Below are 18,528 nucleotides of genomic sequence, written 5' to 3'. Positions count from 1 at the left end.
GTGCTGCAGCGGCAGCGCCGGTGCGGCGGCCGGCACGGGCGGTGCGCTGTCGACGACGCGCCAGTCGACCGGGCGGCTCAGTCGAATCGCGCCGCCGTCGAGGCCGAGCAGCGGCGACGGTGCGATCACGCGCAGCGCCGTCGCCGGCGGCAGTTCCGTGTCGAGTTCGCGCAGCAGGCTCGCGGTCGCCGGCGTGTCGCCAACGGGAGTCGCGCTGCCGAATGCCGGAAATCCGGGCGCCAGCCAGCGCCAGTCGGCATCGGGCGCGGCGAGCGCGGCGCGGGCCTGCGCGGCATCGACGCCGGGGACGACGACGACCCAGGTCGCGCCTGCATCCGATTCGCCGCGGCGCACCGGCGTCGCGATCAGCAGCGCCGCCACGGCGACCAGTGCGAGCCGCAGCAGCAGCAGCGGCCATTGCTCGAGCCGGATGCGGCGCCGCGGCCGTGCCGGGCCGCGCACGAAGCGCAGCGCCGCGAACGGCGTGGGTTTCTGTTCCTGGCGCCGGTTCAGGTGCAGCAGCAGCGGCACGACCAGCGCGGCGAGCGCGGTCAGTCCGAGCGGCAGCAGCAGGCCCAGGCTCATGCCGGCTCGCTCCCGGGACGCGCGCCGAACAACTGCCGCAGCGCGCGGTCGGGCGATTCGTCGAGGTAGTGCACGGCCAGGCGGATGCCGCTCGCGGCGAGCCGCGACGCGAGCGCGGCGTGTGCCTGCGCGAACGCATCCAGGTACGCGGCGCGCGCGCCGGGGCCGTCGGCCAGGATCTCGGTGCCGTTTTCCACATCCATAAAACGCCGGTTGTCGCGGAATGGAAAATCGCGCTCCTCGGCGGTCAGGACGCGGATCATGACGACCTCGCGCCGCGCGGCGGCGAGGCGCTCGGCCAGCGCGATCGCGGCGTCGTCGTGCGCATCGGTCAGCAGCAGCACGAGCGAGGCCGGTGCGATGCGTTCCCAGAGCGGCAGCAGCTGGTCCGCGACCGGCCAGCGGCCTTCGGCCTGCCAGCGCAGCAGTTCCTGCACGCAGCGGTCGCGCTGGCGCGGACCCGAATCGGCCGCGACGAGCGCGAGCGGCTGCGACGACAGCGCGGCGATGCCGAAGCGGTCGCCCTGCCGCAGCGCGAGTTCGATCGCGCAGGCGGCCAGGGTGCGCGCGGCGTCGAGGCGCGACAGCGAGGCGTTCGCCGCGTCGCTCTGCGCCATCGACGCGCTCGCGTCGACGAGCACCCAGAGATCGAGCGGCGAGTCGCGCTCGGATTCGCGCACGAAATAGCGGTCGGAACGCGCGTACAGCTTCCAGTCGACGCGGCGCGGTTCGTCGCCGGGCGCGTAGGCGCGGTATTGCGCGAACTCGAGGCCGACGCCGCGGCTGCGGCTGCTGTGCTGGCCGAGCCCCTGCGCGCCCGCGGCGCGGCGCGGCACGAGGCGCAGATCGCGCAGCCGCGCGCGCAGTGCCGGCGTGACGAGTTCGTGGGTCATCGTGCGCCGGCTCCTGCCGGCGAAACGGTGTTCTCCACGGAAATACCTCGGTGTCGGGCTGAGCGCAGCGAAGCCCAACACCGAGGCGTCGCGTACGCGAATTCCATCAACGCGGAAACTCCACGCCCTCGAGCACGGCGGCGACGACGTCGTCGGCGCTGCGGCGTTCGGCCTCGGCGACGAAGGACAGCAGCAGGCGATGGCGCATGACCGGCGCGGCGAGCGCGCGGACGTCCTCGCGCGTCGCGGCGAGGCGGCCGTGCAGCAGCGCGCGCGCCTTGCACGCGAGCACGAGCGACTGGCCCGCACGCGGACCCGCGCCCCAGCGCACCCACTCGCGCACCGCCGTCAACGTCGCCGTCTGCGGCCGCGTCGCGCGCACGAGGCGCGTGATCCAGGTCAGCACGTCCTCGCCGACGGTGACGTCGCGTACGAGCCGCTGCAGCGCGATGAGTTCGTCGCCGCTCATGACCGCAGAGACGTCGGCCATCGCGCGGCCGGTGGTCTGCGCGAGGATCGCGCGTTCCTCGGATTCGTCGGGATAGTCGACGCGCACGTGCAGCAGAAAACGGTCGAGCTGCGCTTCGGGCAGCGGATACGTGCCGGCCTGCTCGAGCGGATTCTGCGTCGCGAGCACGAAGAACGGCTGCGGCAGCGCGTGCGTGACGCCGGCATAGCTCACGGTGCGTTCCTGCATCGCTTCGAGCAGCGCGGCCTGCGTCTTGGGCGGCGTGCGATTGAGTTCGTCGGCGAGCAGCAGGTTCGTGAAGATCGGGCCGCGCTGGAATTTGAAATGCCGGCGCCCGGTGCCGTGGTCTTCCTCGAGAATTTCGGTGCCGAGGATGTCGCTCGGCATCAGGTCGGGCGTGAATTGGATGCGGTGGAAATCCAGATGCAGCGCCTGGCCGAGACTGCGCACGAGCAGCGTCTTGCCGAGCCCCGGCACGCCTTCGAGCAGGCAGTGCCCGCCGGCGAGCAGCGCCGTCAGCAGCTGTTCGACGACGGTCTGCTGGCCGACGATCGCCGTGGCAATCGCATCGCGCAGGGCCTGCAGGCGGTCGAGCTGGGTTTGCAGGGAGTGCTCGGTAAGCGGCGTACTCATGCAGTCGTCATCCGGTTGGCGCAGGCGCGTGAAGCGCCCGTGTGCTGATGGACGGATTGTGCGTCGATACGATGCGAGGGCAGTACTGCCATTGGTTGGTACGGCGGCGGGAATCGTCCGGGCGGCGCGCGGGAAACAGAAACGAGACGTCAGTAGGTGAGCACTCGAGAGCGCGCATCCTCCGGCGATCGCGCCGCTTTCTCGGGTTCTTGCCTGCGGGCCACGAGTTTTCTGTCCGACGACGCACGCCCTGCGGCTGCCGGCTCGGGTCTACGCCGTCAACGCATACACCACGATATTCACCGCGAACTTCGTGTTGTCCTCGGCGAGCCAGCGCTTGTTGCGCCAGTCGTAGTCCCACTCGCAGCCGTAGTCCTTGTTGCTGTAGAGCACCCCGAGGCGGCCGTCGATCTCGATGCCGCGCAGGTAGTCGTGGACGAGGTCGTCGCCCCAGCCGTTGAGCTCGAAGCCCGTGGCGGGCGGATCGTCGAAGCGGAAGAAGCTCGAATAGAGCGGGTGTTTCTTCGGCAGCTTCTTCAGCGCGTCGGCGCCGAAGATCTGCGCCATCTGCGCCTCGAAGGATTTCGCGAACAGTCCGTCGATGTCGTGGTTGCAGTCGTCGACGAAGACGAAGCCGCCGTTGCGTACGTAGCGCTCGAAATGGCGTTTCTCGTCGGGATTGAACTCGACGAGCTTGTGGCCGGCGAGGTAGCAGAAACTCGCCTGCAGCATGCGCGGATCGGCGAGCGGCAGCACCTGCTCGACCGGATCGACGCGCAGGGTCGTGTACTGGATCAGCGCGTCGATCACGTTCGACGGCATGCGCTGATCGACGTCCCAGTCGCCCGACTCGTACATGAGCCGCGTGAAGCGGAAATCGTAGTTCTTCGTCTCCGCGCGCAGCCGCGGCGCGGCGAACGCACCGGCGCCGGCGGCGAGGAGGAGGCGGAGGAATTCGGAGCGGGTCATGGGCAGGAAAGAGTGGAGAGGAGTGAGAAACGAGAGCAAGCGGAGCGTCGCTTTGCCGGCCCTTTTCCCACTCCTCCTGCTCGTTTCTCGCTCTTACACCGCGTCCGACAGCGACGTGAACGTAAAGTCGCGGATCTTCATCGGCGGAATCATCATGACGAACGGCGATTCGTCGTCGCCGACGCGCACCGGCTTGCCCAGTTCCTCGATGTTGTTGAGCATGATGACCGGCGACTCGTTGAAGCGGAAATTCTTGATCGGATATTTGATCTCGCCGTCTTCGACGTAGAACGTGCCGTCGCGCGTGAGGCCGGTCAGCAGCACGGTCTGCGGATCGACCATGCGGATGTACCACGTGCGCGTCACGAGAATGCCCTTCTTCGTGCTCTTGACGAGGTCCATCGTCGACTTGTCCCCGCCGACCATGATCAGGTTGCCGGGCTGGCCCTGCGCCTTTTTCTTCTTCTGCTCGGCCCAGTAGCGCGAATACTGCAGGTACTCGACCTTGCCCTTGGTGATGATGTCGAGGCGTTCGCGCGGCAGGCCGTCGTTCTGCGCGTCGAACGGCGCGACCGAGGCGACCTTGTCCCACGGGTCGCTGTAGATCGAGACGCGTTCGTCGAACAGTTTTTCGCCGAGCTTGTTGCCGCCGCCCTTCTTCGACAGGAAGCTGCGGCCTTCGTCGGCCTGGCGCGCGTCGAAGCCGAACATCATGAACGAGATCAGCCCGGCGCTCGCGGCCGGTTCGAGGATCACCGTGTACTTGCCGGGTTCGAGCGCCTTGGCGTCGGCGGAACGCTTGGCCTTGTCGATCGCGATCGCGATTTCCTTCTTCGCATCGAACGTGTCGACGTCGGCGACGTTGCGCGCGACCCAGCCCGACCCGCGGCCGTCTTCGGTGCGCACGGTGCAGGTGAAATCGACGCCGGTCGACTTGTTGTAGGCGAAGTTGCCCTTGCTGTTGGCGATCGCGATGAAGCTCTGCGTGTCGACGAAGAAGCCGGCGGCGACGAGCTTGTCGTTCTTGCACGGCTCGATGCAGGCGGCGGCGACGCCGGTGCGGTATTCCGGCGCGATAGCGGCGGTCTTCGCGTTGAAGGTCTCGCTGGCCTTGTATTCCTGCTTGTCGATCGCCGGCATGAATTCCGGATTTTCCGGCGCGAGCTTCGCGAGCTCCTCGGCGCGGCGCACGACTTTTTCGAGCGACGCGTCGTCGAATTCGTTGATCGTCGCGGTGCCGACGCGCTTGCCGAACGCGACCTGCACGCCGAGCTGCAGGTCGTCGACGCTGCCGCTCGTGGACACGCTGTTGAGCGCGTAACGGATGTTGCCCGTGATCGAGCCGGTCAGCTGCGCGCTGCACTCGTCCGCCTTGGACAATTTGACGACTTTCTCCAGGATGGCCTTGGCTTCCTGCTCGGAAAGAATACCCATGATCAGTTCTCCTTCGGATCAGCCGAGGCTGCGTGCGGTGTTGATGACGTTGATGCCGTTGAAGCGCGCCGTCGACGAGCCGTGCGAGACGGCCGACACCTGGCCCGGCTGGCCCTTGCCGTCGAAGAACGAGCCGCCGAGGCGGTAGTCGTCCTTGTCGCAGACCGCGACGCAGGCGTTCCAGAATTCCGGCGTGCGGATCTGGTAGGCCACGTCTTCGAGCATCTCGGTGACCTTGCCGTTCTTGATTTCATAGAACAGCTGGCCGCCGAACTGCGCGTTGTAGCGCTGCTGGTCGATCGAGAACGAACCGTCGCCGACGATGTAGATGCCGTTCTCGATGTCCTTGATCATGTCGGCCGGGCTCATCTTGCCTTCGCCCGGGGCGAGCGAGACGTTGGCCATGCGCTGGAACTGCACGCTCGACCACGAGTCGGCATAGCAGCAGCCCTGCGACTCCTTGAGGCCGAGGATGTGGGCCTGGTCGCGGATGACCTGATAGTTGACGAGCTTTCCCTTGCTGACGAGATCCCAGCGCTGCGTCTTGACGCCTTCGTCGTCGAAGCCGACCGCGCCGAGCGAAGTCGGCTGGGTCTTGTCGGCGAACAGCGTCACCTGGTCGCTGCCGTACTGGAATTTCTCGCGCCACTTGTCGAGCGTCGCGAAGCTCGTGCCGGCGTAGTTGGCTTCATAGCCGAGCACGCGGTCGAGTTCGAGCGGATGGCCGACCGATTCGTGGATCGTGAGCCACAGGTGCGACGGGTCGAGCATGAGGTCGTACTTGCCCGGCTTGACCGAGCGCGCCTTGAGCTTTTCCTGCGCCTGCTTGGCCGCGGCGACGGCGTCCTCGACCATGTCGTAGGAGTTGTTGTAGACCACCGCGCCGCCGGGCAGGGTGACCTTGTCGGCGGCCTTGGGTTCGAGGTACTCGTAACCCATGCCGCGCGGATCGGACAGGCCCTGGCGCAGGCGGAACTTGCCGCTGGCCTTGTCGACCGCGGTCACGGTCATCGGCGCCCAGATGCGGTGCACGTCCTGGTCGATGTAGGAACCGTCCGTCGACGCGAAATACTTCTGTTCGTTGACGAGGAACAGCGTGGAGTTGATGAAGCTGGCGCCGGCCTTCATCGCCGCGGCGTTGACCGCGAGCAGCAGGTCGACCTTTTCCTTGATCGGCACTTCCATCGCGTTCTTCTGGATCGGCGTCTTCCAGCTGACCTCACCGACGCCCTTGACCGGCGCGAGTTCGACCGGCTTGGCCTGCAGCCGCGCATTGGCCTTGGCGATGGTCACGGCCTGGCGCGCGGCCTTGGCGACGGATTCCGGCGTCGCGATGCTGGTCGCGGCGAAGCCCCAGGTGCCGTTGGCGATCACGCGGATGCCGACGCCGGCCGATTCGGTGTTGACGACGTTCTCGACGCGGTCTTCGCGCGTGACGACGAACTGGCGCAGGTAGCGGCCGATGCGCACGTCGCAGTAGCTTGCGCCGCTGGCCTTGGCCGCTTCGAGGGCGGCGTCGGCAAGCTTTTTCTTCGTTGCGACGTCGACCTTGCTCAGCAGTTCTTCCGCGGCGATCGCGCGGCCGTACACAGGCAGCAGCAGTGCGCCGACACCGGCGCCGGCGAACTGCAGGAAATCGCGTCTGTCCATACTCTCTCTCCCGATGGGCGCAGCTTGAAAGGCGGCGGCGCGCAGCAGGACGCGGGCGCAGACGCCGGGGGCGCCCGATATTCGGTCAGCGCATGCGTCGGTGTCCCGTGACGAAGGACATGGTGTCGATGTAAACGGGGTCGGGTTCACTTCCGGCGCAGGCACCGGAGGTGAACCCGACCCCGTCAATTCGCGATCAGCGCAACGTGGCGTCGCTGCAGCCGGCGATCCAGGTCTCGCGGATCGTCCAGTCGCCGCCGAGCACGACGAAGTCGGCGGCGCAGCCGGCCGCGATGCGGCCGCGGTCGCGCAGGCCGAGGAACTCGGCAGGCCAGGTCGAGGCCATGCGCGCGGCGTCTTCCAGCGGCAGGCCGAGCCGCTCGACCGTGTTGCGCACGGCGGTCAGCATGTCGAGCGCCGAACCCGCCAGCGCGCCCTGCTCGTTGACGCAGAGACCGTCGCGCACGAGCACGCGCTGGCCGGCGAGCAGGAACTCGTCGCGCTCGCCGCCGACGGGCGGCATCGCGTCGGTCACCAGGAACAGGCGGCCGCGCGGCTTGGCGCGGATCGCCGTGCGCAGGCTCGCCGCATGCACGTGGTGGCCGTCGTTGATCAGGCCGCACCAGCTGTCGGCATGGTCGAGCGCGGCGCCGACGGCGCCGGGCTCGCGGCCGGTCAGCGGCGTCATTGCATTGAACAGATGCGTCACGCCGCGAACGCCGAGCGAGAACGCATGCATGAGCTGTTCGTACGTCGCCGCGGTGTGGCCGGCCGCGATGACGACGCCGCGGCGCACGAACTCGATCAGCGCCGCGTCGTCGACCTGTTCGGGTGCTAGCGTCAGCAGCGTGACGCCGCCGCGCAGCGCGGCGGCGCGCGCGATGTCCCCGGCCTGCGGACGGACGAAGTGCGCCGCGTCGTGCGCACCCTTGCGCTGCGGCGCGAGGTAGGGGCCTTCGAGATGGATGCCGAGCACGCCCGGCACACCGGCCGCGATCGCCGCGTCGGTCGCGGCAATCGCGGCGGCCATGGCCTCGGGCGAATCGCTGATCAGGGTCGGCAGGAAACCGGTCGTGCCGTAGCGCCGGTGCGCGGCGCCGATGCGGCGGATCGTGTCGACGGTCGGCGCGTCGTTGAACAGCACGTCGCCGCCGCCGTTGACCTGGCAGTCGATGAAACCCGGCAGCAGGAAATGCCCGTGCAGGTCGCGCCGAAGGGCAGTTGTCGCGCGCAGGTCGCTGGCGGCGACGATGCCGGTGATGCGGTCGCCGTTGACGAGCACGGCGACATCGTCGCGGAAGCCGTCGTCGGTCAGCACGCGCGCATTGACGAGGGCGACGGCCATCAGACGGTTTCCGTCACTTTGTTGAGATGCGGCGGCACGTCGGGGTTGTGGCCGCGGCGCAGCGCGAGCGCGTTGCAGGCGCGATAGAAGCTCTGCACCTGCACGAGCGGCGCACAGGCCGGGTGCACGCGCTCGGGCAGCGGCAGGGTGCTGCCGGCCGGATCGCCCGGGGCGGCGACGAACACCTGCGCACCGCGCGCGCGGAACTCGGCGGCGGCGGCGAGCGTGCCGGCCTGCGTGCCGTCGTCCTGGGCGAACACGAGCAGCGGAAAGCCGCTGCCGATCAGCGCCATCGGCCCGTGCTTCACCTCGGCGGCGCTGAACGCCTCGGCATGCAGGCCGCTGGTCTCCTTGAACTTCAGCGCGGCTTCCTGCGCGGCGCCGAGACCGAGACCGCGCCCCAGTACGAACAGGTTGCGCGCACCGGCGAGGCCGTCGGTCAGTGCCGACCAGTCGCTGTCCCAGCTGCGCGCGAGCACCGCAGGCAGGTCGTCCAGTGCGTCGGCCAGTTCGCGGCGCCCGCCCCAGGCCGCGGCGAGCTGCAGCAGTGCGGACAAGGTGCACAAGTAGCTCTTTGTCGCCGCGACGCTGCGCTCGGGGCCGGCCTGCAGCGCGATCACGTCGTGCGCGACCGCGGCGAGCGGCGAGTCTTCGGTATTGACGAGCGCGAGCACCTGCGCCCCGGCGGCACGCGCCGCTTCGGCGTTGCGCACGAGGTCGGGGCTCTTGCCCGACTGCGAGATCGCGACGAACAGCGCGCCGTCGAGCTTGAGCGGCGCGGCATAGACCGAACTCACCGACGGCGAGGCCGATGCGGTGCTCAGGCCGAGCTGGGTCTCGAACAGGTATTTCGCGAAGGTCGCGGCGTGGTCGGAGCTGCCGCGCGCGCAGGTCACGATGAAGCGCGGCGCGCTCGCGCGCAGGCGTGCGGCGAGGCGCGCGACCGGTGCCGCGTTCGCGTCGAGCTGCGCGCGGATCAGCGCGGCGCTGCTCTGGGCCTCGCGGAACATCAAGGTGGATTCTGCGGCGGGCAGGGCGGTCATGCGGTCCTCGGAAGGGTTTCAGGTGCCGGTGAGTTCGGCGACGAAGTCGTACATGTCGCCGCGATACCACGAGCAGGTGAATTCGACGACGCGGCCGTCGTCGAGAAAGCTGCGGCGCTCGATCAGCAGGCCCGCGGCGCCGACCGCGACGTCGAGCTGGCGCGCCTGGTCGGCGTCGAAGTTGATCGCGCGCAGGCGCTGCAGCGCGCGCTGCGGACGCAGGCCGAAGCGGTCGAGCGTTTCGTAGAGCGAATCGACGACGAGGTCGGGATCGGGCAGCAGGTTCAGCGGCACGGCCGTGCGCTCGATCGCGAGCGGCTGGTCGCCGGCATAGCGCAGGCGGTACAGCCGCGCGACGCGCGCGCCCGGCGACAGCGACAGCGCCATGGCCTCCTGCGGCGTGACTTCGCCGTTGCCGCGGCCCAGGAACACCGAGCGCGGGTTCATGCCGCGCGCGCGCAGGTCGTCGCTGAAGCTGGTCAGCCGCGAGAACGACTTGACGATGCGTCCGGCGACGAACGTCCCGGCGCCCTGGCGCTGGATCAGCACGTCGTCGGCGACGAGGCCGGCAATGGCCTTGCGCACCGTGACGCGCGACAGCGCGAGCTGCTGCGCGAGGTCGCGTTCGCTCGGCAGCGCCGAGCCCGGCGGCAGGTCGCCCGCGGCGATCGCGCGCTCGATCAGATTGCGCACGCGCATCCACGCGAGTTCGCGATGCGTGGCCTTTTCGCGGCCGAGCCGGCGCCAGATCTTGAGCAGGGCGGTGGACATGGCCGGGGACAATACCAGTCGGATACCACGGGCGTAAAGCGGTTGCGAGTGGTCGTCGCGTCCGGCGACCCGCGCGGCGGGGTCGGCAGTGCGGCATTCAGGCTTCGGCCCGGCCGGGCCCGGCGGCGGAAGCGAACCCATCCCGCCCATGTCCTCCCGGTCGAGGGAAAGGTTCGCTGCGGCGCGGTTTCGTGATGTCGAAGGCGTGCGACATCCATGCCGCCGGCGCGGAAAAGCCCGCCCGTTCAAGCGAGGGCATGGGTGATGATGGGTTTCGCGGGGGCTGCGAACCGCTCAACCCGACCTGTTTCATCGGTTATTTGCCGCTGAGCCGGACCGCTCTTTCTCACTCCTCTTCACGCGCGGCTCGCCCGCCCATCACGCCCCCCTTACCGCCACTTCCCGCACCATGACCCGATACCGGCACGCCGCCACCCTGTTGCGCGGTGGTATTTCAGTGGTATTGTCCCTGCCGACCGCGCCAGGAGTGTTCCGTGACTGCACCCGCCAGCCAAGTCGACCCCTTCGATCTCGTCATCTTCGGCGGCACCGGCGATCTCGCCGTGCGCAAGCTGCTGCCGGCGCTCTATCACCGCTACGCCGACGGCCAGATCCAGCCCGGCAGCCGCCTGATCGGCGTCGCGCGCGATGCGCTCGGCGACGCCGAGTACCACGCCAGGGTCCGCGCCGCGCTCGCGAAATCGCTCGGCGAGGATCTGCCCGAAGCCACCGTGCAGGGCTTTCTCAAGCTGATTTCCTACCACGCGCTCGACGCGCGCAAGGACGCCGGCTGGGACGTATTCGCCGCCGCGATGCGCGTCTCGCCCGAGCGCGTCTGCGTGTTCTATCTCGCGACGAGTCCCGAGATCTTCGTGCCGATCTGCGAGCGCCTGCGCGAGCACGGGCTCAACCATGGCCGCGTGCGCGTCGTCGTCGAGAAGCCGATCGGCCGCGATCTGAAATCGGCGAATGCGATCAACGATGCGCTCGGCCGCTGCTTCGCCGAACACCAGACCTTCCGCATCGATCACTACCTCGGCAAGGAAACCGTGCAGAACCTCGTCGCGCTGCGCTTCGGCAACGCGCTGTTCGAGCCGCTCTGGAATGCCGAGAACATCGACCACGTGCAGATCACCGTCGCCGAGACCATCGGCGTGGAGTGGCGCGCCGGTTTCTACGACGGCGCCGGCGCGCTGAGCGACATGGTGCAGAACCATCTGCTGCAGCTGCTGTGTCTCGTCGCGATGGAGCCGCCGGCCTCGCTCGCGCCCGACGCGATCCGCGACGAGAAGCTCAAGGTGCTGCGCGCGCTCAAGCCCATCGACGAAAGCAACGCCGCGCAGCATTCCGTGCGCGGCCAGTACCGCGCCGGCGCGTCCAACGGCGGCGCGGTGCCGGGCTATCTCGAGGAAATCGGGCGGCCCGAATCGCGCACCGAAACCTTCGTCGCGCTCAAGGCCGAACTCGGCAACTGGCGCTGGGCCGGCGTGCCGTTCTATCTGCGCACCGGCAAGCGGCTGCCCGAGCGCGTGTCGGAAATCGTCATCACGTTCCGCCGGATTCCGCATTCGATCTTCGGCGAGCATGCCGGGCCGATCTCCGCGAACAAGCTCGTGCTGCGCCTGCAGCCCGACGAAGGCGTGAAGCTCTGGCTCATGAACAAGTATCCCGGGCCCGGCGGCCTGCGCCTGCGCCGCGTCGCGCTCGACATGAGCTTCGCCGAAGCCTTCGGCGTGCGGAATCCCGACGCGTACGAGCGCCTGCTCATGGACGTCGTGCGCGGCAATCCGACGCTGTTCATGCGCCGCGACGAAGTCGAGGCGGCCTGGGGCTGGGCCGATCCGATTCTTGCGGCCTGGGAGGCCGGGCAGGAAGCGCCGAAGTCCTACACCGCCGGCACCTGGGGGCCCAGCGCGGCCGTTGCGCTGATCGAGAGAGACGGAAGGACCTGGCATGAAGATGCACCTTGACCTCGTGCGCGAGCCTGCGATCCGCCGCCGCGACCTGCATGCGAACCTGATCGAGCACGCCTATGCCGACAGCGCGACGCTCGCGCGCGCGCTCGCTTCGGCCGTGGCCTGCGACCTGCGCGACGCGATCCTTACGCGCGGCGTCGGCCTCCTTGCCGTGTCCGGCGGTTCGACGCCGAAGCAGTTCCTGCGCGAACTCGGCCGCATCCGGCTCGACTGGTCGCGCGTCGTCGTGACGCTGGCCGACGAGCGCTGGGTCGCGCCCGACGACGCGCGTTCGAACGCGCGGCTGCTGCGCGACACGCTGTTCTCAGGCCCCGCGGCCGCGGCGCGCTTCGAACCGTTGTTCGAACCCGCGCGCGATCCGTCGGCCGCGCTGCTGCGCATCGCGCGGCGCATCGACACCTTGCCGCTGCCGTTCGACGCGGTCGTGCTCGGCATGGGCAACGACGGCCACACTGCCTCGCTGTTTCCGGGCGGCGACACGCTCGCGCAGGCGCTCGATCCGCACGGCCGCGCGCGCGTGCTCGCGCTGAGCGCGCCGGCCGCGCCGGAGCCGCGCGTCACGCTGACGCTGCCGACCCTGCTTGCAACCGCCGCGTTGTATCTGCATATCGAGGGCGTCGAAAAACGCAGCGTGCTCGCACGCGCGCTCGATCCGCAGACGCGCGGCGAGGACATGCCGATACGCGCCGTCGTCAAATGCGCCGGCGAGCCGTTGCGGATGTATTGGTGCCCTTAAGTGCAGGAACGAGCGAGGAGGAGTGAGAAACGAGTGAGTGCGCGAGCCGCCTCGCTTCGCTCGTTTCTCACTCCTCTTCACTCTCCACTGTTTTGTAGTCGGAGCAACCGATGGCACTGAACCCCACTCTCGCCGCCGTGACGCGCGCGATCGACGAGCGCAGCCGCGCGACGCGCGAGCGCTATCTCGATCGCATCGCGCAGGCGCGCGCCGCGGGGCCGCGGCGCAATCGCCTGTCCTGCGGCAACCTTGCGCATGGCTTCGCCGGCTGCGGCGACGTCGACAAGCAGCGCCTGCGCGACGGCGTCGTGCCGAACCTCGGCATCGTCACCGCGTACAACGACATGCTGTCGGCGCATCAGCCCTACGAACGCTATCCCGAACTCATCCGCGCCGCGGCGCGTGCGCGCGGCGCGACGGCCGAAGTCGCCGGCGGCGTGCCGGCGATGTGCGACGGCGTCACGCAGGGCCGCACCGGCATGGAGCTGTCGCTGTTCTCGCGCGACACGATCGCGCTCGCGACCGGCGTCGCGCTGTCGCACGACATGTTCGACGCGGCGCTGTATCTGGGCATTTGCGACAAGATCGTGCCGGGACTGCTGATCGCCGCGCTGCATTTCGGGCACATCCCGGCCGTATTCGTACCGGCCGGTCCGATGCCCAGCGGCGCGACGAACGACGAGAAGGCGCGCGTGCGCCAGCGTTATGCCGAAGGCAAGGCAACGCGCGCGGAACTGCTCGACGTCGAGGCGCGTTCGTATCACGCGCCGGGCACCTGCACGTTCTACGGCACGGCGAATTCCAATCAGATGCTCATGGAGATCATGGGTCTGCAGCTGCCGGGTTCGAGCTTCGTGCATCCGAACACGGCGCTGCGCGACGCGCTGACCGACGCGGCCGTCGAGCGCGCGCTCGCGCTGACCGCGCTCGGCGAGAACTGGCTGCCCGCGGGGCACGTCGTCGATGCGCGCGCGATCGTCAACGGCGTCGTCGGCCTGCACGCGACCGGCGGCTCGACGAATCACCTGCTGCATCTCGTCGCGATCGCGCGCGCGGCCGGGCTCGAACTGCACCTCGAGGATTTCGATGCGCTGGCCGGCGTGGTGCCGCTGCTCGCGCGCGTCTATCCGAACGGCAGCGCCGACGTGAACCAGTTCCACGCAGCCGGCGGCATGGGTTTCCTGATCGCACAGCTGCTCGACGCGGGGCTGCTGCACGGCGACGTCGCGACGATCGCCGGCGGCGGGCTCGAACGCTATCGCGATGCGCCGTCGCTCGGCTCGGGCGCGACGCTGCAATGGACGCCGAGCACGCGCGAGAGTCTCGACACGAATACGCTGCGTCCCGTGGAAAAAGCCTTCCGCGCCGACGGCGGCCTGCGCCTGCTCAGCGGCAATCTCGGCCGCGCCGTGATCAAGGTGGCGTCCGTGCCCGACGATCGCCACACGATCGAGGCGCCGGCGCGCGTGTTCGACGATCAGGAATCCGTGCAGAAAGCGTTCGACCGCGGCGAATTCACGCAGGACGTCGTCGTCGTCGTGCGCAACCAGGGGCCGCGTGCGAACGGCATGCCGGAATTGCACAAATTGACGCCGGCGCTCGGCGTGCTGCAGGGCCGCGGCCTGCGCGTTGCGCTCGTGACCGACGGCCGCATGTCCGGCGCGTCGGGCAAGGTTCCGGCGGCGATCCACCTGACGCCGGAGGCATCCTGCGGCGGTCCGATCGCCAGGCTGCGCGATGGCGACCGCGTGCGCGTCTGTGCGCTGAACGGCCAGGTCGAAGCACTCGTCGACGCGGACGAATGGAATGCGCGCACGCCCGTTGCCGCCGATCTCGCCGCGAATCAGTTCGGTCTCGGCCGCGAGATGTTCGCGATCTTCCGCGCCCAGGTCAGCACGGCCGATACGGGCGCCACGATTTTCGGAGTCGTCGAATGAATGAGCGGCTGTCCGCGCGCCAGGCGCAGATCGAATCCACGCTGCGTCTCGCGCCGGTCGTCGCGGTCGTCGTCGTGCAGAAACTCGCGCATGCGGTGCCGCTCGCGCGCGCGCTCGTCGCCGGCGGCATCCCCGCCGTCGAAATCACCCTGCGCACGCCGGTGGCGATCGAGGCGATCCGTGCGATCGCGGCCGAAATCGACGGCGTCGCCGTCGGTGCCGGCACCGTGCTGACGCCGCAGGACCTGCACGCCTCGGCTGCGGCCGGCGCGCGGTTCGCCGTCTCGCCCGGCCACTCGCCGGCGCTGCTCGACGCCGCCGACGACAGCGCGTTGCCCTACCTGCCCGGCGCGTCGACCGCGAGCGAGGCGATGCGTCTGCTCGAGCGCGGCTATCGCTGGCAGAAGTTCTTTCCGGCCGTGCCTGCGGGCGGCATCGACTTCGTGCGCGCGCTCGCCTCGCCGTTGCCCGCCGTCGGCTTCTGCACGACCGGCGGCATTACCGCGCAGACCGCGAAGCAATGGCTCGCACTGCCGAACGTGATCGCGGTGGGCGGTTCGTGGCTCACGCCGAACGATCTCGTCGCCGCGGAAAACTGGACCGCGATCGCGGCGCTCGCGCGCGAGGCGGCGCAATTGCATCGTTGACCGGCGCGAGTGCGGCTACTGATCCGCGCCGCGCCGCGCGAATCGGCGCAGCGTTTCGTTGCTGGCTCCGCCGGCGGCGCGAGCGATGATGCCGAGCACTTCGAGTGATTCCAGATACGCGCCGACGTCGGAGCGATGCCCGATCAGCAGCGCGGATACGTCGAGCGCGAGCACGCCGTCGAAGGACTTTCCCGTGGGTCCCCAGAGGCCCAGTGTGCCGGCCAGCTCGCCGCGCATCGGTGTCAATCCGCCGTTGTCGGCATACAACACGACGATGCGGTGACAGACGCGTGCGGCGAGCGCCCCGCGCGACAGGCCGTCGGCGGTCTCGATGAATTCGCCGGTAGCGCAGTCGGGTGCGACCAGGATGAGCTGTACGAACGGCTCGTAATTCCGCGTCGCGAGCGCGCTCGACGCGCGCTTGGCCAGCGCGGCGAGCGTGTCGAGCGCGAACGTCGTGCCGCTGCCAACGGCAATCAGCGTGGTTGCCTCGGGCGGGGACCCGCCGTTGCCTTCGATCTGCTTCGCAAACGCTTCTTCGTCGACCGAGTTCTCCGTGTCGCAGTCACGCCGCTCGTATTGACGAACGTCGTCGTCGAACACGGTCAGCGCGAGGCGAATGGGGTCTTTCTGGTCGTCGGCCTTGATGACGCCCGCACCGTCGACGATCGTGTAATAGCGCATGACGCTGTTGCTCCTTTGCTATTTGGCCGTGGCGAGCCACTTCAGTAGGCCGCCCGCCGTATCCATGACGCCGGGCTGGTCGGCGAGGATGAGTGAAAGAATCAACAATGTTGCCGGGCCAGCCAGGGTCGTGACGAACTGCGCGGAGATCTGCAGACCCGACGTCGTGCCGCAGAACAGCCGGCTGAGCAGACCGTTGCGCTCGTAGGCGATGGTGTGGGTCGTGAGCAGCCAGGTTCCGGAAAGCAACAGCACGAAGGCGGCAACGAGCGCGGTCGAGCGTTGCGGCACGGGATAGAGCACCGTGATCAGCACGATGGCCAGGCAGGCGGCAGAGCTCACGCAGGCGAGGCGAAACGTGGCGCGCAGACCGGGCAACAGCAGACGACGTAGGGCGAAGCGCAGCGCGAGTGAATCCTGAAAGCCGAACTCGAGCATCACTAGCTGCCGCATTGCCTGCGTCGGCGTAAGTTTCGTTCGTCCCGCGAGTCCGTCGTCGACCCAGTAGCTGCCGGCGAGAATCGGCGTCGCGACGAAGTTCGGTTTCGCGCCGGGCACGCTGGCCCAGTCGGCCAGTTCTTTGGCGCCGCTCGCGGCCATGAGGAGTTCGATGTGGCGCGTCCAGTAGCGTAGCTTGCGTGCGATGACGTACCAGAAAATCTGTGCGGCTGCCGCGAGTAGGATCAGCAGCGCGAGACCGACGAAACCCAGGTGGGTCGAGCGGTATTCACTGAACGGAACGACGATGGCGACGATCAGAACGGTGGCGGTAACGGTGGTCGCCAACCCGGCGGCGTCGCGCGGGCGAAGCAGCCCTGAACTCCACCACGGTGCGATCACGGGAGCATTCGCGGGATTCGGCGTATATGCCGTTCGTGTCTCTTGGATAGATTGGAACAGTTGCATGGCGCAATAGCCGAGCGCGAGCAGGGCGACGAACCATGCGAATCCGTCGGCGAGGCCGCTATAAATGCTCCACATCGGACTATCGTTCCCCTGGTCGAGCACCGGGCCGCGTCGGCCAACGCGATAGATGGACGGTTCCATCGCAGGTGACACGTCTTCGCCGGAGTGCATCAGCTTGAACAGCAGCGCCGATCGGTCGCTATCGAACTGACGCAAATAGCTGGCTTTACGGGCTACCGCATTGGACTTCGTGGGCTCGACGTGAGACAGCGGGCTCGACGACACCATCCGGATGCCGCGCGTGGCATGCAGATAGTCGGGATGCGCAAGCAGAATGTCGGCCTCGAGATCGACGAGCGCTGCGTCGGCGTTCGTGCGCGACAGCCGGTCGAACAGATACAGCCGGTCACGGACGTCGCTTGCGACGACGATGATGACAGTGGGTTTTTCGTTCGCGATCGCATTGAGTTGAAACCGCAGCCGCTGTTCCGCACCGACGGCAGCGAGCTTCGAGCCGGCGCCGTCCGGATACTCGTTGCCGTTCTCCACGCCTTCCTCGATGGGCAGGTGCGAATTGTCGGTAGCGAGACTCACGAGTGCGAGTTTCTCTCGCGCCTGTTTGTCGCCGTCGCGCAGCTTTTGGCGCAGGTCGGAAATGTTCGGTGGAAAATCGAAGCCGGTCACGCTCCCGATTCCCGAGGCGATTCCGCAACCCTGATTCGAACTGCTCTCTCCCTGCTCGGCAATCCGCTGCAGCGTCCGATAGGCTTCACGGCCGAACGCGGTCGGCTCGTAGATCATGGCGACGCGCTCGATCGATTCGCGGTCTGCGTGGATCTGCGTCAGAGCCGCACAGAGTTTTGACTGATCGTTGATGGCGATCGTCTGCTGATCGAAATAGCCCTGTGTTGTACGGTTGATGATTTCGTTCGAAGTTGCCGTAGCGGTAGCGCTCAGTGCGTGCACTGTCACTCGAACGGTATCGATCTTTTCATTCGCGGTAGTGAGCGCACGCTCGAGCTCCTGAGCCAGCTTGTGGACGCCTTGCTGCTTTTTTGTTGACGGGGGCGCCGTCGTTTCAGCGGAGATACCACACGCCTTCTTGGTATCGATCGTCTGGCCATCCTCGCTGCTCTGCAACTCCAGTGCATCAAGACAGGTACGAAGACTGGCCAGCGAGTCCCTGGTCTCGCGTGTCTTGGAACTGTCTGCTGCGACGGAGTACTTTCGATTGCGCGCTTCTTCCGCGTCGACGGAACTGCGTAGCGCCCGAAGTTTGGCGTTCCATGTCAACGGCAGCAATGCATGTCGAGCCAGTCTTTCATGTAGGGTACTTGCTGCCTGCGAAAGACCTTCCACCGAGCCAGAGAAATAGGGCCCTACCACGAGTGCGTCAATGTGCCGCTTGGTCGGGTCGTTGAAATTGGGTGGGTCCGAAGACCCCTCGCACCATTTCTCGTCACGCTGCTTCGTGGTATAGGTGGTTTTCGCTGCATCCTGCTTGGGTTTGGCGCTGAGGCGCCGCAGCAGGAACGTGGCTTGCGGGAAGCAGCCGTTCTGTGTGTTAGCCACTTCTGCCGTTGCGCGCCAAAGTGCGGCATCCAGTGCTTTGCGCTGAATGCCGTAGGTCAAGGTTTCTCCGACGATGAACAGCACGCGCAGCTGCGTGCGCGCGTCGCAGGCGGTGTCGACCGGTTTGCAATCGCGCCAGCAGAGCTGGCCCCGGAAATCTGAACAGCCCGATAAGTGGAAAGTCTGCTCCCAGGGGCGATGATATGCCCCGTTCAGAAGGAGCTAACGATGAGCAAGCGACCACGCCGGAACCACTCGCCGGCGTTCAAGGCCAAAGT

The 18,528-nt window shown here is 68.0% G+C and carries 15 protein-coding genes; 4 read left to right on the top strand and 11 right to left on the bottom strand.

The window, feature by feature from the left end:
• The 9 genes from VLF18_RS15490 to VLF18_RS15450 all read right to left on the bottom strand — a co-directional run.
• On the bottom strand, positions 1-585 hold a 585-nt coding region (locus VLF18_RS15490; RefSeq protein ID WP_325280538.1), incomplete at its 3' end, for a BatA domain-containing protein.
• Positions 582-1,478 (bottom strand): DUF58 domain-containing protein, encoded by an 897-nt coding sequence (locus VLF18_RS15485; RefSeq protein WP_325280537.1) that lies wholly within the window; start codon positions 1,476-1,478, stop codon positions 582-584. The genes VLF18_RS15490 and VLF18_RS15485, both read right to left, overlap by 4 nt.
• A 106-nt stretch (positions 1,479-1,584) precedes the next feature.
• Positions 1,585-2,580, bottom strand: a complete 996-nt coding sequence (locus VLF18_RS15480; RefSeq protein ID WP_325280536.1) for a MoxR family ATPase — start codon at positions 2,578-2,580, stop codon at positions 1,585-1,587.
• Positions 2,581-2,850: 270 nt separating this feature from the next.
• The gene (locus VLF18_RS15475) at positions 2,851-3,549 is read right to left on the bottom strand and encodes a DUF4159 domain-containing protein (RefSeq protein WP_325280535.1); all 699 of its coding nucleotides are present in this window, start codon (positions 3,547-3,549) and stop codon (positions 2,851-2,853) included.
• A 93-nt stretch (positions 3,550-3,642) separates the two neighbouring features.
• Positions 3,643-4,983, bottom strand: a complete 1,341-nt coding sequence (locus VLF18_RS15470) for a TldD/PmbA family protein (protein ID WP_325280534.1) — start codon at positions 4,981-4,983, stop codon at positions 3,643-3,645.
• An 18-nt stretch (positions 4,984-5,001) separates the two neighbouring features.
• Positions 5,002-6,633: a TldD/PmbA family protein gene (locus VLF18_RS15465; RefSeq protein WP_325280533.1), complete on the bottom strand. Its 1,632-nt coding sequence runs from the start codon at positions 6,631-6,633 to the stop codon at positions 5,002-5,004.
• A gap of 196 nt (positions 6,634-6,829) precedes the next feature.
• On the bottom strand, positions 6,830-7,978 hold the full coding sequence (nagA, locus tag VLF18_RS15460; RefSeq protein ID WP_325280532.1) for an N-acetylglucosamine-6-phosphate deacetylase: 1,149 nt from the start codon (positions 7,976-7,978) through the stop codon (positions 6,830-6,832).
• Positions 7,978-9,021, bottom strand: coding sequence for an SIS domain-containing protein (locus tag VLF18_RS15455; protein WP_325280531.1), 1,044 nt, complete (start codon positions 9,019-9,021; stop codon positions 7,978-7,980). The genes nagA and VLF18_RS15455 overlap by 1 nt, the downstream gene beginning before the upstream one ends.
• 18 nt (positions 9,022-9,039) lie before the next feature.
• The gene (locus tag VLF18_RS15450; RefSeq protein WP_325280530.1) at positions 9,040-9,792 is read right to left on the bottom strand and encodes a GntR family transcriptional regulator; all 753 of its coding nucleotides are present in this window, start codon (positions 9,790-9,792) and stop codon (positions 9,040-9,042) included.
• Between the two features lie 494 nt (positions 9,793-10,286).
• Here VLF18_RS15450 and zwf point away from each other — a divergent pair, with 494 nt between their 5' ends.
• The 4 genes from zwf (at position 10,287) to eda (ending at position 15,088) form a co-directional block, all read left to right on the top strand.
• Positions 10,287-11,762 carry a glucose-6-phosphate dehydrogenase gene (zwf, locus tag VLF18_RS15445; RefSeq protein ID WP_325280529.1) on the top strand — a complete coding sequence of 492 codons (1,476 nt, stop codon included), beginning with the start codon at positions 10,287-10,289 and terminating at the stop codon, positions 11,760-11,762.
• A complete protein-coding gene (gene pgl / locus VLF18_RS15440) occupies positions 11,746-12,504 on the top strand; it encodes a 6-phosphogluconolactonase (protein ID WP_325280528.1) in 759 nt (252 codons plus the stop codon). The genes zwf and pgl overlap by 17 nt, the downstream gene beginning before the upstream one ends.
• Positions 12,505-12,614: 110 nt before the next feature.
• Positions 12,615-14,441, top strand: a complete 1,827-nt coding sequence (edd, locus tag VLF18_RS15435; protein WP_325280527.1) for a phosphogluconate dehydratase — start codon at positions 12,615-12,617, stop codon at positions 14,439-14,441.
• Positions 14,438-15,088, top strand: coding sequence for a bifunctional 4-hydroxy-2-oxoglutarate aldolase/2-dehydro-3-deoxy-phosphogluconate aldolase (gene eda, locus VLF18_RS15430; RefSeq protein WP_325280526.1), 651 nt, complete (start codon positions 14,438-14,440; stop codon positions 15,086-15,088). Before edd ends, eda begins: the two co-directional genes overlap by 4 nt.
• 15 nt (positions 15,089-15,103) lie before the next feature.
• Here the strand turns inward: eda and VLF18_RS15425 are convergent, their stop codons facing one another.
• A complete protein-coding gene (locus tag VLF18_RS15425; protein WP_325280525.1) occupies positions 15,104-15,772 on the bottom strand; it encodes a hypothetical protein in 669 nt (222 codons plus the stop codon).
• Between the two features lie 18 nt (positions 15,773-15,790).
• Positions 15,791-18,334 carry a hypothetical protein gene (locus VLF18_RS15420; RefSeq protein WP_325280524.1) on the bottom strand — a complete coding sequence of 848 codons (2,544 nt, stop codon included), beginning with the start codon at positions 18,332-18,334 and terminating at the stop codon, positions 15,791-15,793.
• Positions 18,335-18,528: the final 194 nt, after the last annotated feature.

This window comes from Tahibacter sp. (assembly GCF_035481375.1).
Taxonomy (GTDB): domain Bacteria; phylum Pseudomonadota; class Gammaproteobacteria; order Xanthomonadales; family Rhodanobacteraceae; genus Tahibacter.
Note: the sequence above shows the minus strand (reverse complement) of the source record. Positions and strands in the feature narration are given on the sequence as shown.